The organism is Glycocaulis albus, assembly GCF_014639075.1.
GTDB lineage: Bacteria > Pseudomonadota > Alphaproteobacteria > Caulobacterales > Maricaulaceae > Glycocaulis > Glycocaulis albus.
Map to the genome: position 1 here is coordinate 1 of NZ_BMFS01000016.1, position 13,643 is coordinate 13,643.

Annotated in this window: 12 protein-coding genes; 3 read left to right on the forward strand and 9 right to left on the reverse strand. The window is 63.3% G+C overall.

Annotated elements, in window-relative coordinates; all coding sequences use genetic code 11:
* Window positions 1-59: 59 nt before the first annotated feature.
* On the reverse strand, window positions 60-266 hold the full coding sequence (locus IEV75_RS13115) for a twin transmembrane helix small protein (protein WP_188453019.1): 207 nt from the start codon (window positions 264-266) through the stop codon (window positions 60-62).
* Window positions 267-484: 218 nt separating this feature from the next.
* Between IEV75_RS13115 and IEV75_RS13120 the strand changes: the two genes are divergently transcribed.
* Window positions 485-1,111 (forward strand): TetR/AcrR family transcriptional regulator, encoded by a 627-nt coding sequence (locus IEV75_RS13120; protein ID WP_188453020.1) that lies wholly within the window; start codon window positions 485-487, stop codon window positions 1,109-1,111.
* Here the strand turns inward: IEV75_RS13120 and IEV75_RS13125 are convergent.
* Entirely contained in the window at window positions 1,086-1,976 is an 891-nt protein-coding gene (locus IEV75_RS13125) for a DMT family transporter (RefSeq protein WP_188453021.1), read from the reverse strand. The genes IEV75_RS13120 and IEV75_RS13125 overlap by 26 nt on opposite strands.
* 52 nt (window positions 1,977-2,028) lie before the next feature.
* On the reverse strand, window positions 2,029-2,940 hold the full coding sequence (gluQRS, locus tag IEV75_RS13130) for a tRNA glutamyl-Q(34) synthetase GluQRS (RefSeq protein ID WP_188453022.1): 912 nt from the start codon (window positions 2,938-2,940) through the stop codon (window positions 2,029-2,031).
* Between the two features lie 113 nt (window positions 2,941-3,053).
* On the opposite strand from gluQRS, the gene IEV75_RS13135 reads away from it, so the two are divergent.
* Window positions 3,054-3,728 (forward strand): alpha/beta hydrolase, encoded by a 675-nt coding sequence (locus IEV75_RS13135; protein WP_188453023.1) that lies wholly within the window; start codon window positions 3,054-3,056, stop codon window positions 3,726-3,728.
* 273 nt (window positions 3,729-4,001) lie between these two features.
* The gene (locus IEV75_RS13140) at window positions 4,002-4,568 is read left to right on the forward strand and encodes an HNH endonuclease (RefSeq protein WP_188453072.1); all 567 of its coding nucleotides are present in this window, start codon (window positions 4,002-4,004) and stop codon (window positions 4,566-4,568) included.
* Between the two features lie 21 nt (window positions 4,569-4,589).
* Here IEV75_RS13140 and IEV75_RS13145 read toward each other — a convergent pair whose 3' ends face one another.
* The 6 genes from IEV75_RS13145 to IEV75_RS13170 all read right to left on the reverse strand — a co-directional run bounded on the left by IEV75_RS13145 (window position 4,590) and on the right by IEV75_RS13170 (window position 13,547).
* Window positions 4,590-5,516 carry a hypothetical protein gene (locus IEV75_RS13145; RefSeq protein ID WP_188453024.1) on the reverse strand — a complete coding sequence of 309 codons (927 nt, stop codon included), beginning with the start codon at window positions 5,514-5,516 and terminating at the stop codon, window positions 4,590-4,592.
* A gap of 502 nt (window positions 5,517-6,018) precedes the next feature.
* Window positions 6,019-7,356 (reverse strand): mechanosensitive ion channel family protein, encoded by a 1,338-nt coding sequence (locus IEV75_RS13150; protein WP_188453025.1) that lies wholly within the window; start codon window positions 7,354-7,356, stop codon window positions 6,019-6,021.
* Between the two features lie 56 nt (window positions 7,357-7,412).
* On the reverse strand, window positions 7,413-9,467 hold the full coding sequence (locus tag IEV75_RS13155; RefSeq protein WP_188453026.1) for a hypothetical protein: 2,055 nt from the start codon (window positions 9,465-9,467) through the stop codon (window positions 7,413-7,415).
* On the reverse strand, window positions 9,464-12,244 hold the full coding sequence (locus IEV75_RS13160; protein WP_233351869.1) for a DUF4159 domain-containing protein: 2,781 nt from the start codon (window positions 12,242-12,244) through the stop codon (window positions 9,464-9,466). Before IEV75_RS13160 ends, IEV75_RS13155 begins: the two co-directional genes overlap by 4 nt.
* Complete coding sequence (locus tag IEV75_RS13165; protein ID WP_188453027.1) at window positions 12,241-13,128, reverse strand: DUF58 domain-containing protein; 888 nt, start codon at window positions 13,126-13,128, stop codon at window positions 12,241-12,243. The genes IEV75_RS13160 and IEV75_RS13165 overlap by 4 nt, the downstream gene beginning before the upstream one ends.
* On the reverse strand, window positions 13,125-13,547 hold the full coding sequence (locus IEV75_RS13170) for an endonuclease domain-containing protein (RefSeq protein ID WP_188453028.1): 423 nt from the start codon (window positions 13,545-13,547) through the stop codon (window positions 13,125-13,127). The genes IEV75_RS13165 and IEV75_RS13170 overlap by 4 nt, the downstream gene beginning before the upstream one ends.
* Window positions 13,548-13,643: the final 96 nt, after the last annotated feature.

The following is a 13,643-nucleotide window of genomic DNA, read 5'->3' on the forward strand; positions in this document are numbered from 1 at the left end:
TTCAAGGAGCTTGAATCACGACCCAGCTGATTTGGGAATCCCGTTTATGGGTACAGAACCTAGCCGCCGAACGCCCCCTTGGCCCAGAAACCCGCGACGATGACCAGCACGGCCAGAAACTGGAACAGCACCCGTGCGCGCATCAGGCGGTTTGACCAGGATCGTCCGAAATCCCCGCCGCGCACCAGCGAGTAGATGCCCGCGCACAGGATGAGGAAAACAACGCCCATCAGGATGTAAAGAAGTATATCGAGAAATCCGCTCATGCTTCACAGATAGAGCGGAAGGCAGCACCGCTCAATCTCGCACTGCAAACGGCCAGTGAGGCAATTGCGCACGCCCCTTTTGCACGGCCCGCGTGCGAATTGCTTGCAGTCGCAGCATAAAGCTGCTCATTTAAAGAAACTTACCATGCGCTCAGTGAACCGGCCCGGTGAACTGGCGTCTTTTGTCTATTTGTAACAGGCAGTTTCAGGCTGGCGCGATGCGTGACGATTCCCGACGGCGGCTCACCCGCCGCGATGCCCGTAAGCAGGAAACACACAAGCAGGTGATCGAGGCGGCCCGCCGGGTCTTTCTTGATGACGGGTATGAGCGCGCCACGATCAAGACGATCGCCGACGCTGCGGGCGTCTCTGCAGGTACCGTACTGAACGTGGCGCCGACGAAGAGTGCGCTGCTCATCGTCATCCTCGGCGAGGAATATGAATCGATCCGTGATTCGGTCGACCGGCTGGAGGCCGCCTTGTCCGGCAACCTCATGGACCGGCTGAGCGCGCTGGTACAGGTCATTATGGAAGCCCAGCTGCGGCATGAGGAATTGTTTGCCGCTGCCATCGCGCACACCTGGCTGTGGACCGGCGACAGCTACACCGAAGCGGCCGGGCAGATGTCGCAGGCCTGGGGCGCGGTGGAGCGGCTGCTGGCCAAGGGTGTCGAAAAAGGCGATCTGCGCCGTGACCTTGTCCCTGTCGAGGCCGCGCGCCTGATCGAGGACTGCTATACAGGCGTTGTCCGGCGCGCGCGGGGGGAGGAGATGGACCGCTCGTCGGCGTCTGCCCTGATGCGCAGCCGTCTGGAACTGGTCATTCAGGGGCTGGCGGCACACTAGCCGCTGGCCTGGGCGCGGTGCGTTGCGCCAGATAAAGCCCGGCCAGGATGATGGCGGCGCCCAGAAGCTGAATTGCGCTCAGTGCTTCATCGAACAGCAGCCAGCCCGCGGCTGCGGCGACGATCGGCTGGACCAGCAATATGAGCGCCGCCAGTGGTGCCGGTACGCGCCCCAGCCCGAAGATGATCGCTCCCTGCCCGCCGGCATGAACGACCACGCCCAGCAGGATCAGCGGTATCCAGCCCTGCCAGTTTTCAGGAAACAGCGGCTCGGCAAAGGCTATGGCGATTGCCAGCGATATCGGCGCCGCGATCAGCGTGGCCAGGAAGATGACGCGCGGTGTGCTCGCGCCATCGCGTGCCTTGCGTACGGTGAGGATGAAGGCAGCGTACCAGAATGCGGTCAGTATACTGAATACGTCCCCGGTCAGCCGGTCAGGGTCGATCGTCAGGTTTCCTCCCGCCAGCAGCGCGGCACCGCTCACGGTGATCGCGCACACCAGTATGAAGCCGCGGGTGACGGTCTCGCGAAATAGCAGCCATGAAAACAGCGCCACCAGTATCGGTGTCAGATTGGCAAGCAGGGTCGCGTTGGCGGCGGTCGTGATCTTGATGCCGACATGCCAGAATGCCAGGTCCATGGCGAAGAACACGCCCGCCAGCACCATGAGCCGCATGTCGGGCCGGCCGGGCGGCGTATCCTTGCCGTGCCGGTGGAGAGCCAGCCATAGCGCCAGTGCAGGCAGGGCAAGCGTCAGGCGCCAGAACGCCGTGGCCTGCGGCCCAAGATCGGATGCCTTCACCAGAATGGCAGAAAATCCGATGATGCAGGCTCCTGCCAGAACGGCGGCCACACCGGCCAGCATGCTGGTTCCTGGGATGCCGGGCGGTGTTCCACCTGAAGACCCTGTTGCCGGTTCAGTCATTGGAATAATGCCCTTCAACAAGATCGCCGCGTTCGGCATGGGCCTGAATAAGGGCGCCGATATCGCCTGCCTGATGGCCGGCTCCGCGCAGATGGCCCAGCGTCACCGACTGGTCGCGCTTGGCATATCGCCTGCCATCGGCGCCAGTCAGCAGGCCGTGATGGCGGTAGACCGGTTCCCGATACCCCAGAAGTGCCTGTAACAGCCGGTGCAGACCCGCTGCCGGGCGCAGATCGGCTCCGCGAATCACATGGGTAATGCCTTGCAGGGCATCATCATGCACGGCGGCGAGGTGGTAGCTCGTGCCGGCATCCTTGCGGGCGACCACAACATCGCCAAACAGGTCCGGCCTCGCCCGATGACGGTGTTGTGTGTGCGGCGGCTGGAGGCTTTCCTCCCGCCAGCTCAGGGCATCAAACGCCGCGCCAAGCCGTTCCCGGCAGGCCGCCATGGAAAGGCGCCAGGCATAGGGGCGTCCCTCATCCACAAGCCGTCTCTCGCGTGAAACCGGCAACGGTGTGCCTGTAAAGGCCGGGCCTTCAGGCCCGTGCGGAGCGAGGTGCGGGGCGCTGGCGATCTCGGCCATGACTTCCTTGCGGGTCTTGAAGCAGCGATAGACCAGCCCGCCGTCCTGAAGCCTTTCCAGTGCGCGGTGGTAATCGTCCAGATGCTCGCTCTGCCGCCGGACCGGCTGCTCCCATTCCAGGCCCAGCCATTCCAGGTCGTCGTATATGGCGGTTTCGTATTCGGGTTTGCAGCGCGTGGTGTCGATATCCTCGATGCGCAACAAAAAGCGCCCGCCTGCCGCCCTTGCCGCCTCGAATGCGCACAGCGCCGCATAGGCGTGGCCCAGATGCAGGCGGCCGGTCGGTGAAGGGGCAAAGCGGGTGATAAAGCCAGTCATCGCGGCGCACTCTAGGATAGTGTGCGCAAATTCGAAGAGGGGGTTGTCAGCGATGGCTGGCTGCGCATGATCGCCAGCCTTTCCGCTACCCTGCATCTGGAGACCGGCCCCCGATGATCCTGCTTGATGGTCCGCGCATCCCGGCGCGTTCAGGACAGGCGAAAAAGCTTGTCATCCTGTTTCACGGCTATGGCTCCAACGGGGCTGATCTGGCTGGCCTTGCCCAGCACTGGGCAGCCGATTTTCCCGATACGGCCTGGGTGGCGCCGGACGCGCCCGAGCCAGTGCCGGGTGCGCCGGGCGGGTACCAATGGTTCCCGATCTCGCGGCTGGATCCGGCAGCGATGGAGTCCGGCGTGCGCATGGCCGGCCCGGTTGCTGACCAGTTCATCGCCTCGGAGCTACGCCGCCATAATCTGACCCATGCCGATCTCGCGCTGGTCGGCTTCAGCCAGGGCACGATGCTCGCCCTGCATCTGGGATTGCGCCAGCCCTCGGCCATTGGCGGGATACTTGGCTATTCCGGTGCGCTGGCGGGTGGCGAGAAGCTGAAAGACGAAATGGTCTCGAAACCGCCTGTCATGCTCATCCACGGCGATCGTGACGACGTGCTGCCGGTGGGTTTCACACTGCTGGCAGCCCAGCAGCTGGCTGCAGCCGGGCATGGCGCGGAGTTTCATATCAGCCAGGGCCTGCCGCACTCCATCGGGCCGGACGGGCTGGAGCTCGGCGCCCGTTTCCTCAAGGCTGCGCTGGCGGGCAGATACCGCTCCACGCTTGCCGCCTGAGCGCGTCCGCGCCATGTATGGCTGTGGCACGCGCACGCAACAAAGCTGTGGCTCTGCTGTCATAGGCCTGTTGCAAGAGTTGGAGTAAAGTCCCCCTGAGCGTGCCTGATTTGCTGATTCGTTTGATGAATCAGGAATTGAGCGAGGGAGGTGCGTCTTCAGGACGGATCCGAGCCATAGGCCTGGCGGCCAGAGATACCGGACCGGCAGCCACGCTGGCCCGCACCTCTCTTCCAGCCTGCTTTTGCCCTCTCGACGAGAGGTGCGGACATGATGCGCGTATCCAGAACGGCGCCGGAAGACCTGCGCTGCCTCGTCCTCAACGCCGATTACCAGCCGCTCTCCTATTATCCGCTGTCGACCTGGCCGTGGCAGGAAGCCATCAAGGCGGTCTTCCTGGAGCGTGTGGACGTGGTCTCCGAATACGAGACGGCCATCCGCTCGCCCTCCTTTGCCATGCGCGCGCCATCGGTTGTGGCCTTGCGCGATTTCATCAGCCAGGACCGCCCGCCGGCCTTTACCCGGTTCAACGTCTTCCTGCGTGACGGCTTCCAGTGCCAGTATTGCGGATCGAAGCAGCTCGACATGCTTACCTTCGATCATGTCGTGCCGCGTTCGCGTGGCGGCCGTACCACCTGGGAAAACATCGTGGCGGCCTGCGCTCCGTGCAACCTGAAAAAGGGCGGGCGCACGCCGGAACAGGCCCGCATGCCCGTGCGGCGTCCCGCCATGCGGCCCAGCGTCCACCAGCTGCAAGGGCAGGGGCGGCGCTTTCCGCCCAAATACCTGCATGAAAGCTGGCTGGATTATCTCTACTGGGACGTGGAGCTGGAGCCTTAGTGGGAAAAGGAATTATATGTATCAGGCGGAGAATTTTATATCCGGAACTTTATGGGTAGAATCTCTAATTTGTCCTGTAAACGGATGAAGAGAAGTAACTTTAAAATTTGCGTTGCCCTGTCCGATCCATGTGCCAATACATATAATTTCTTCCTTATTGATGTGAGCATGACTTTCAAATTGACCGGAAATACTCCAAAGCTTAGTTTTTCTTCCAAACCTTATGAACAACCCATATTGTATCCAAGGGCCTAGTTTGCTACCTCCGGAATTCTGGTAAGCGATGTGGAAAACTTGTGGGTGATTTTCTATAAATAAATTATTTGGATCTATGCATATGCTAATATAATGATTGGATTTATTGAAGTAATCATGGCGAAAATTTAATTCAAACCACGACCGTTGATAATATTTCTCTGCCAGAAAACTTGGGGGCCATATAGTTTTTTGGCCTATAAAATCTTTAACGAATGACAGAGCTGGTTGGGTCCAGTAGTCGGACCAAAAAGATTTTAATATGGTGGCATGTATTTTTTCAATGTCATCTTCATTGTTCAAAATTAGCGCGAATGGATCAATATCTAATACACCACAAAATTTCAGAAATCTTTCTGTGGTCCTGGGTATGTTACCGTTTATCCAATGGTAAATCGTTGAGCGGTCCGGTTGCGTATTCAACCCTATTGATTTGTTAGAAATTTCCCATTGGGAAAGCAAATTCGGTATGCTTCCACCATACTTTCTATCTATAGCTTCTAATATTATGTTTTTATCTAATTTAATTTTATATGTCATTTGTCGAAAATCCATGGGGCTGAGTTCGACATCAACCCCGAAGGGTTGTGGTAGAACCGACGTGCGGGCTGAGGATAGCTCTGATGTTGGAGGATTATCATGAGTTGGTACCCAGAATCTCCAGAAGACGCGTATGCGGCGGGTATGGATCATGCCCTTCGCGCCAAGCAAGGTGAAGGCGGGATCTTCGGGTCGGTTTATAATCCACCGGAGAAGTACCGGGAAGCATATGAGAGAGCTTGGAAAAAGCACTACAAATAGATGAAACCTCTTTCCGACCTGTGCACTACTCTTGAGCGAGTGCGCACAGGTCGGAATTTCAGGGAGAGTAAAATGGGAATTGAAGGACCTAGGGGCCGACCGGAAGGTCCGCAAAGCAAGCCCCGGTGTAGGCACTGTAGTGGTAAAGGGCGCATTGATGGGAGAACCTGCGCCAGATGCGGCGGAACAGGCACCCAATAGCGGAGGACAGGCCGCGCTGGCTTCAAGCCGCTAGAGCCGGGTTCCCGGGCTTGACCCGGGATCCAAGCCGACAGCCATCGACCGCTGTCATGGATCCCGGCTCGGGGGCCGGGACCCCGGTGGAAACGCCAATGAGCTAACTGCACGTTTTCCGGCTCGCAGCGCCGGAGAGCGAGGACGGCCTAGCCTGATACTAGTCTGGGTTCTCCACCCGCACCCGCAAGGCTTCGCGCATATCGATATGCACATCGCGCTGCGGGAAGGGGAACTGGATACCTTCGGCCTCGAACGCCTTCCAGATGGCCAGCAGCACATCAGACGAGACATTGTTCACGCCCTGCTGCGGGTCCGCGATCCAGAAGCGCACCTCCAGATCAATGGAATTGTCCCCAAACCCGCGCAGGAGGCAGCGTGTCTCGGGCTTCTCCAGTACCCGCTCCACCGAATTGGCAGCATCGACGATCACCTTCATGGCGTGGGGCACGTCCGTGCCATAGGCAACGCCTACAGGCTTCTTGATACGTACCGCCTCGTCGGAGAATGACCAGTTGATCACCTTGGTGGTGATGAATTCCTCATTCGGGATGAGATGTTCCAGCCCGTCACGGGTGACGACGCTGGCAAAGCGCATCCCAAGCGCATTCACCCGTCCGTAGGTTTCCTCCAGTGTGATCACATCACCGGGCTTCACCGAACGGTCCATCAGCAGGATCAGGCCGGAAATCAGGTTGGAGAATATCTTCTGAAGGCCGAACCCGATACCAAGGCCGACTGCCCCCGAGAAGATCGCCAGTGCCGACAGATCTACGCCAGCGATTGAGAGCGCGGCCGCTACCACAACGACGAGCAGCGATATCTGCACGCTCTTGGTGATGAGCAGGCGCGCGGACGGGGTAAGCGTTGGCACCTGCTCCACGCGCGCGGCGAGAAGTTTGGAGATGCGGCTGGCGACCCAGTAGAGCACGGCGAGCAGTATCGCCGCGCGCACCACGGTCAGCAGCGAGATGCGGCTCTCGCCTACATCGAAGCCCACCGATGCCAGAAGGCCCGTCAGCGGCCCCAGCAGGCCGACAATGTTCAACGCCGCCACGAACCAGATCAGCGTTGCCGCGGTGCGCGACCAGAACGGTTCGGCGATAAAGGCCGTGAGGATGCGGATCAGCACCCAGGCGCCGGTCAGGCTCGCCGCCAGGTTTATCGCGAAGCTGCCAAGACCGGCCTGATCAAATCCGATACGGGTCAGGGTAAGGACAAGGAAGGCGATGACCGGTAGTATCAGCGACAATACAAGGTCACGTGCCGTGGAATTGACCCTCGACATGAACTGCCAGCCGAATGCGCGTTCAAATGCCGTGCGCACGGGCGCACGCAGCAGCCAGCTTGCGCCGAAGGCCAGCGCGATCACCACGGCCTGAAGGCCGATCTCCGGTGTGATGAAGGCATTGCGCGCCTCGATCAGCACGCCTTGCGCGTGCTCTATCAGGGCAGATGTCCATTCGGTGGAGAAGGGAGCCGGTTCGTTTGCAGCCATATCAGGAGGTTAGGCGCGGGTTCGGACGGGGGCAAGCGGGATCGGAGCCTACGGTGCTACTTCCCCTCGCGCCACCAGCCCGCGCCGAGCAGCGCCAGAATGAGAGCTGCAAGCAGCAGGCCCGGCGCCAGCGGGGTGCGGCGCGATTCGGCAACCGTGTAGGCGCCATTGCGCTGAAGCCCGGCCCAGCCCGGTCCCGCCTGAAGCCCGTCCGGCCGCGTGCGGCGCAGGCCAGGCATTTGCGCGGTTTCAGTTCCGCCCAGCATGAAGCTGCCGCCGCTGGTGGCGCGCACGAGCGGGTTCAGCGCCTCCCGGGTGACCCGCAAGTCGAGATATTCGCGCGGGTTGAGGGGACCGGCAGAGATGACCGTTGTTGCATCGCCCGAACGCAGGCGAATGAGGCCCGCCTCATTGCCGGTCGCGGCGCTGGCGGTAAACCGCCCCGGCCCGTCTTCGCGCATCGGCGCGGTGTCCTCACGGCCGGATGGCCATGTGATCTCCAGATCGCCTGCTGTGTCCTCCAGCGTCGTGCGCGTCGCTGTCAGCAGGCCATCTGAGAGAGTCGCCGTGAGGCGCTCCTCGTCCAGCTCCGGCTCGTTCATCAGCCAGTGCGCGACGCGCCGGAACAGCTCGTCATGCGGCCCGCCGCCATCATGGCCGCGCGCCCACAGCCAGGACTGGTCCGACAGCAGGATTGCCGCACGGCCTTCACCCTGACGGGAAAGTACGAGAAGCGGCTCGCCCGACGGCGTGTCGAGCAAGGTCTCACCGGCCAGCGCCTGCCCGCCCACATAGCGGTACCAGCTGCCCCAGCCTTCTTCCTGTCCGGCCATTGGCGCGGTGACAGGATGGCGTTCGCCCGCCATGGATATGCGCGGGCGGAAGGCGCCTTCGCGCACCGCCCCGGTCGGGCGGGCAGGCAGAACACTCGCCAGCAGGGAACGGGCAATGGAGTCCTCTCCGGCATAGTCCGGCCCGGCGGTGATCAGGAGAGCGCCACCCTGATCCACATAGCGCGCGATATTCTGGAAATAATTGGCCGGCAGGATGCCGCGACGCCGGTAACGGTCGAAAATGATCAGGTCGAACTCGTGCAGGCGCAGCTCGAACAGCTCGAATACGGGAAAGGCGATCAGGGCCAGCTCTTCGGGCAGGGCGCCATCGCCCCGGTCCAGAGGACGCAGGATGGTGAAGTGCACAAGGTCCACGGACGGATCGGATTTCAAAAGGTTACGCCAGGCCCGTGCGCCATTATGCGGCTCGCCCGTGACCAGCAGCACGCGCAGCCGGTCGCGCACACCCGTCACGCTGACCGCTGCCCGGTTATTGATGAGCGAGAGCTCGCTTGCGCCGGGCTCGACCTCGATCTCGATGACGTTGGCGCCCCGGTTCTGGACCAGCGCCTCGACCGTGACCGTCTCGCCTATTGTCGCGCGCGCGCGGATCGGATCCCCGCCATCCAGGCGCAAGGTCAGCATGGCGGTGCCTGCAGGCGCGCCTTCATCTTCGACGCGCAGACGGAAGCGCACCGGCTCGCCGACAATGCCAAAGCGCGGGGCCTCCTCCACGATCAGGCGGCGGTCTGTTGCGCGGGGGTCACCGACCGCAAAATGATGCAGGGGCGCATCAAGCCCGAGAGCGGCCGGATCGGACGGCACATCATGCACCTGGCCGTCAGTCAGCATGATGATGCCGGCCAGCCGGTTCCTGGGAATATCGCCCAGTCCGCTGCGCAGGCTTTCAATCAGCCTTGTTCCGTCCGGCGTGGCGCCGCCTTCCACCTCAACGACCTCCAGCCCGTCATCGGCGTCGGCGAAGGCACGCAGGGCCTCGCTGGCGCTGGCGGCATTGGGGCTTCGATTGCCGATATCCATAGAGGATGAGTTATCGCGCACCACCAGCACGATATCGCTCAAGGGATCGCGGACTTCGCTTATCAGTGCCGGGTTCGCAAGTGCGGCCAGAACGGCCAGCCCCGCAAGCGTGCGCCAGATCCAGCCTTTAAGGCCGCGCCACGCAGCAAGTCCGGCCGCCAGCGCCAGCAAAATGAACAAGGCGGCGAGAACCCACTGGGATACCAGTGGAGCGAGAACGAGACTGGATGCGCTCATGGTTCCAGAGGCTGCGGTGCGCCGCGCTGCCCTCCCTGGCCAAGCCGTTCAAGTATGGCAGGCACATGCACCTGGTCTGTCTTGTAATTGCCGGTCAGGGCATACATGGCGAGGTTGACGCCTACCCTGTAGGCCATTTCGCGCTGGCGCTCACCGCCCTCGACCGGCAGTAGCGGCACACCATTATCGCCGCGCGCCCAGGCGCCTGCCCAGTCCGCTGATCCGATAATGACACCCGACACTCCATCGCGTGCCGTTCCGTCAGGGTTCGATTCAACCCAGACATCGCCGCCACCGAGCCGCCCGGGCAGTTCGCGCAGCAGATAGAAGGTGCGGCCCAGAACATGTTCGGAATCCACACGGGCGAGGGGCGGGATTTCCAGCCCTTGCATGACCTGCTCAAGGCCAGGATGGGCGCCGCCGCGTGTTCCCGCTCCGCCATCGCGCGTATCGAAAATGATCATCCCGCCCGAGCGCAGATAGGTGTTGATATTGGCGGCCGCTGCATCCGAGACCGGCCTGGCGTCGGCGCTGACGGGCCAGTAGATTAGCGGGAAGAAGATAAGCTCGTCCTCGTCCGGGTCTATGCCGCGCGGGGCTTCAGGCTCGATAGAGCTGCGCCGGGTCACCTCTGACGACAGTGAAGCCAGACCCGCCTCGCTGATCCGGTCAATTTCGGGATTGCCGGTGCGGACATAGCCGAACCGCACTACCAGGGCCCGGTCCAGCGCCTCCGCGGTATCGGCCGCTGACGCCTGCCCGCCCTGTGCCGATTGCTGCCATGCTTCCGCCTGCGGCTGTGCAGCAAGCATTAGCGCCATCAAGGCACTCAGCCCGGCCGCCGCCTGCGGCGCGCGCAGGGCAGGCAGGCGCCCGGCAAAGGCAAGCGCGATGATGATGTCGGCGATGAGCATGACAAGGCCGAGCGCCAGCAATGGCCCGGCCAGACGTTGTTCACGCAGCCCGTCGCGGAACTCGTAGAGGGCGCCGGGCAGGTTGCGGGCAACCGGATCAAGGCGCGTGTCTGGCCCTGTGGCATTCAGCGCCGCACTGGCGGCGCCCAGCTGCCAGATGCCCGGCGGCGTATCCGGTGACGGCCGGGCCGATCCGAATTCGCTGGCGGGAATGGCCTGCGGCTGGCCGGCAGGTGCGCCAAGCCGGCCGAACCCGTCCAGCGCCCGGTCGATCTGCCAGTTGCCCTCACTGCCGGCACCGCCTGCTCCGGCGCCTTCGGCCAGGGCGATAACCCGCCGCAACATGGCCGGGAAGGTGCCGGTCAGAGGCAGGTCGGACCAGTCGGGCCCTGCTGTCACATGAAACAGGATTACCCACCCCTCGCCCCGACGGTCTGCCGTGACAAGCGGTGTACCGTCCTCGAGCCGTGCCCAGACACGGCGGTCGAGATCGGCTTCGGGCTGGGCCAGAACCTGGCTGCGTATGCTGGCATCCTCACTGACGGAGAGGCCCGCGAACGGGCTGTCATCGGCGAACGGAGCGATGCGCTGGGGCTCTTCCCAGTTCAGCGCCCCGCCCAGAAGGCGCCCTCCGGCGCGCAACTGCACGGGCAGGAGGTCGTCGCTTCGTGCGGCCAGACGCGGGCCGGCAAAGCGGATCAGTACGCCGCCCGCTTCGACAAACTCCGCCACCGCCGGATCTTCGCTGCGTGCTGCATCCACCATGACAATGCCCGATGGCTCGTCCGCCAGGACCTGCTCCAGCGGCCCGCGCACCAGCTCCGCGTGGGAGGCCAGCGCCTGGCTGGCATAGTGCAGGTCGGACAATAAGGGCTGGCGGTTGTCACCGCCTTCGGGCTCAATCAGCGCTATGCGCGGGCGCTGCCAGCTATCATCGAGCAGATGGACAGCGCCAGCCGAGTTGACGCCGTCCAGCCTGACCGATCGCACGCGGTTGCGCAGGTCGAGCGGAAGGCGCGCCGAGGCGGCCGCATCGCTGGCACCGGATTCGAAGCGGGCGCTGGTACGGGCAATCACCTGCCCGTCCTGTCCGATGGCCGTGACATCAATCTCGCGGGCTGCGCCGCCGCCAGACCGGAGGAGGCGTGCCTCGAACCCGTCGGCTGCGGCGTTGACCGCGATCAGCGCCACCACCTCGTCCTGTGCGCCGGGCAGGCTGACGGTCAGCCGCCCGCGCTCCGAGAGGCTGCGGGCGAAGGCGGCATCATCATTGCCGGCAATGCCATCACTCAGCCAGCGCGTCTCGAAGCGTGCCGGCCCGCCACCGCTCTCCAGCGAAGCCTCGAGCGCGGCCCGTGCTGTAGTCCGGTCCGGCGCCCAGGCTTGCGGACGGGCCGCCTCCAGCCGGGACAGCATCTGGCTGGCATCGGTAAACCCGGAAACTTGTGCATCGGCAGTCAGAAGCAGCGCGGCCTGCCGCCCGTCAGCCGCTGCGCCTTCGGCATAGGCGCGTGCCTGGGCCAGCGTGCGCGGCCAGGACGCGGCGCTCTGCCAGCCATTATCGATGACCAGAAGCAGGGGGCCGCCGCCAGCCCGCGTATCGGCAGGCCGCCATACCGGTTGCGCCAGCGCCAGCACAATGATGGCGGCGGCGAGCAGGCGGAAAAGAATGAGCCACCAGGGCGCGCTCCGGGGTGTCTGCGGTGTCTGGGCAAGGCGCTGCAACAGGCGTAGCGGCGCAAACACGACGTGCCGCGGTGCAGGCGGTGTGGCGCGCAGAAGCAGCCACAGCAAGGGCAGGGCCACCAGGGCTGCCAGCGCCCAGGGTGCAGCAAAGCCTATCGGGCCAAGGCTGAACATCATCCCCGCTCCATGGCACTGGGCGCGAGCGCCTGATGGAGCGCCAGAACAGCTGTACCAGCGGGCCTGTCCGTGCGGTGGGTGAGAAGCGGCCAGCCCGCCTTGCGGGCAATCGCTGCGAGCCCCTCTCCATGCTCGCTCCAGATGCGCCGGTAATTGTCCCGCGCATCTTCGGCGCGCCCCAGCACGAGCGGTGTTCCACGCCCTGACGGCTCGGCAAAGCGTGTGCGCCCGGCAAAGGGGAAATCCTCCTCCGCCGGGTCGATGATGCGCAGCAGCACGCCGCTCGCGCCGCTGGCATTGAGCCGGGCAAGGCGCGAACCCCAGGTCTCGGGCGGGTCGAGGAAATCACTGGCCAGCACAATGCGCGCGTGACGCACAATATCGGCCTGCTCCACTGATTTGGCTGCGCCCGGTCCCTCGGCCAGCGCGCGCGCTGCGATATCCAGCCCGCTCCGCCCGGCACGCGCACGCCCGGTTTCGCCCAATGCCGCAATACGCTCCCCGCCGCGAACCAGAAGCGAGGCGAGCGCCATCAGGCAGACAGCGGCGCGATCTTTCTTGAGGGGGTGGCCACGCGATGCCACTTCCATTCCCGCCGATCCGTCGCGCCAGAGATAGACCGCATTGGCGGCTTCCCATTCTGTTTCCCGGACAAACAGGTGCTGGCCGCGTGCCGAACGCCGCCAGTCAACCGCCTGCGCGCCGTCTTCCGTCCGGTGCCGGCGATATTCCCAGAACGTCTCGCCATGACCCGGACGGCGGCGCCCGTGCGTGCCGAGCGCCACACTGGCCGCAATCCGCTCAGCCTCGGCGAGGAGTGCCGGAAACGGCGCTGCGGCCTGTTCGGCAGCACTGCGCAGGGTCTTGGTGTGTCGTGCAGTCATGGCTGGCTCTTTGCAGCGCAGGCTTCTTTCTCCCCCCGTTCACGGGGGGAGTGGCCCTTCAGGGCCGAGGGGCGGAGAGCTGCGAGAACCGCGTCCATGACACCATGCAGATTGTCGTAAATGTCCGGGTTCCAGAAGCGCAGGACTTGCCAGCCCTGGTTTTCAAGGTAAGTGGTCCTCTCCAGATCATGGGCTTGCTCTCGGAGACGGGAGTGCGTGGCACCATCCACTTCGACGATCAGCTTTGCCTTCACACACGCAAAATCGGCCACATAGGGACCAATCGGGTGCTGTCTGCGAAACAACCATCCATTGAGGTGGCGTCCCCGCAGTCTGGACCAGAGAATGGTCTCAGCATTCGTCAGCTTTCTGCAAAGAACCCGAGCCAGGGGACGTGAACGGGTTTCGTTTTCACGCATTCATCCCCCCTCCGTCAGCTGCGCTGACACCTCCCCCATGAACGGGGGAGGAAAGAGAATTCGTGAAGCTGCGCCCTGCAACATCGTGCCCAACTA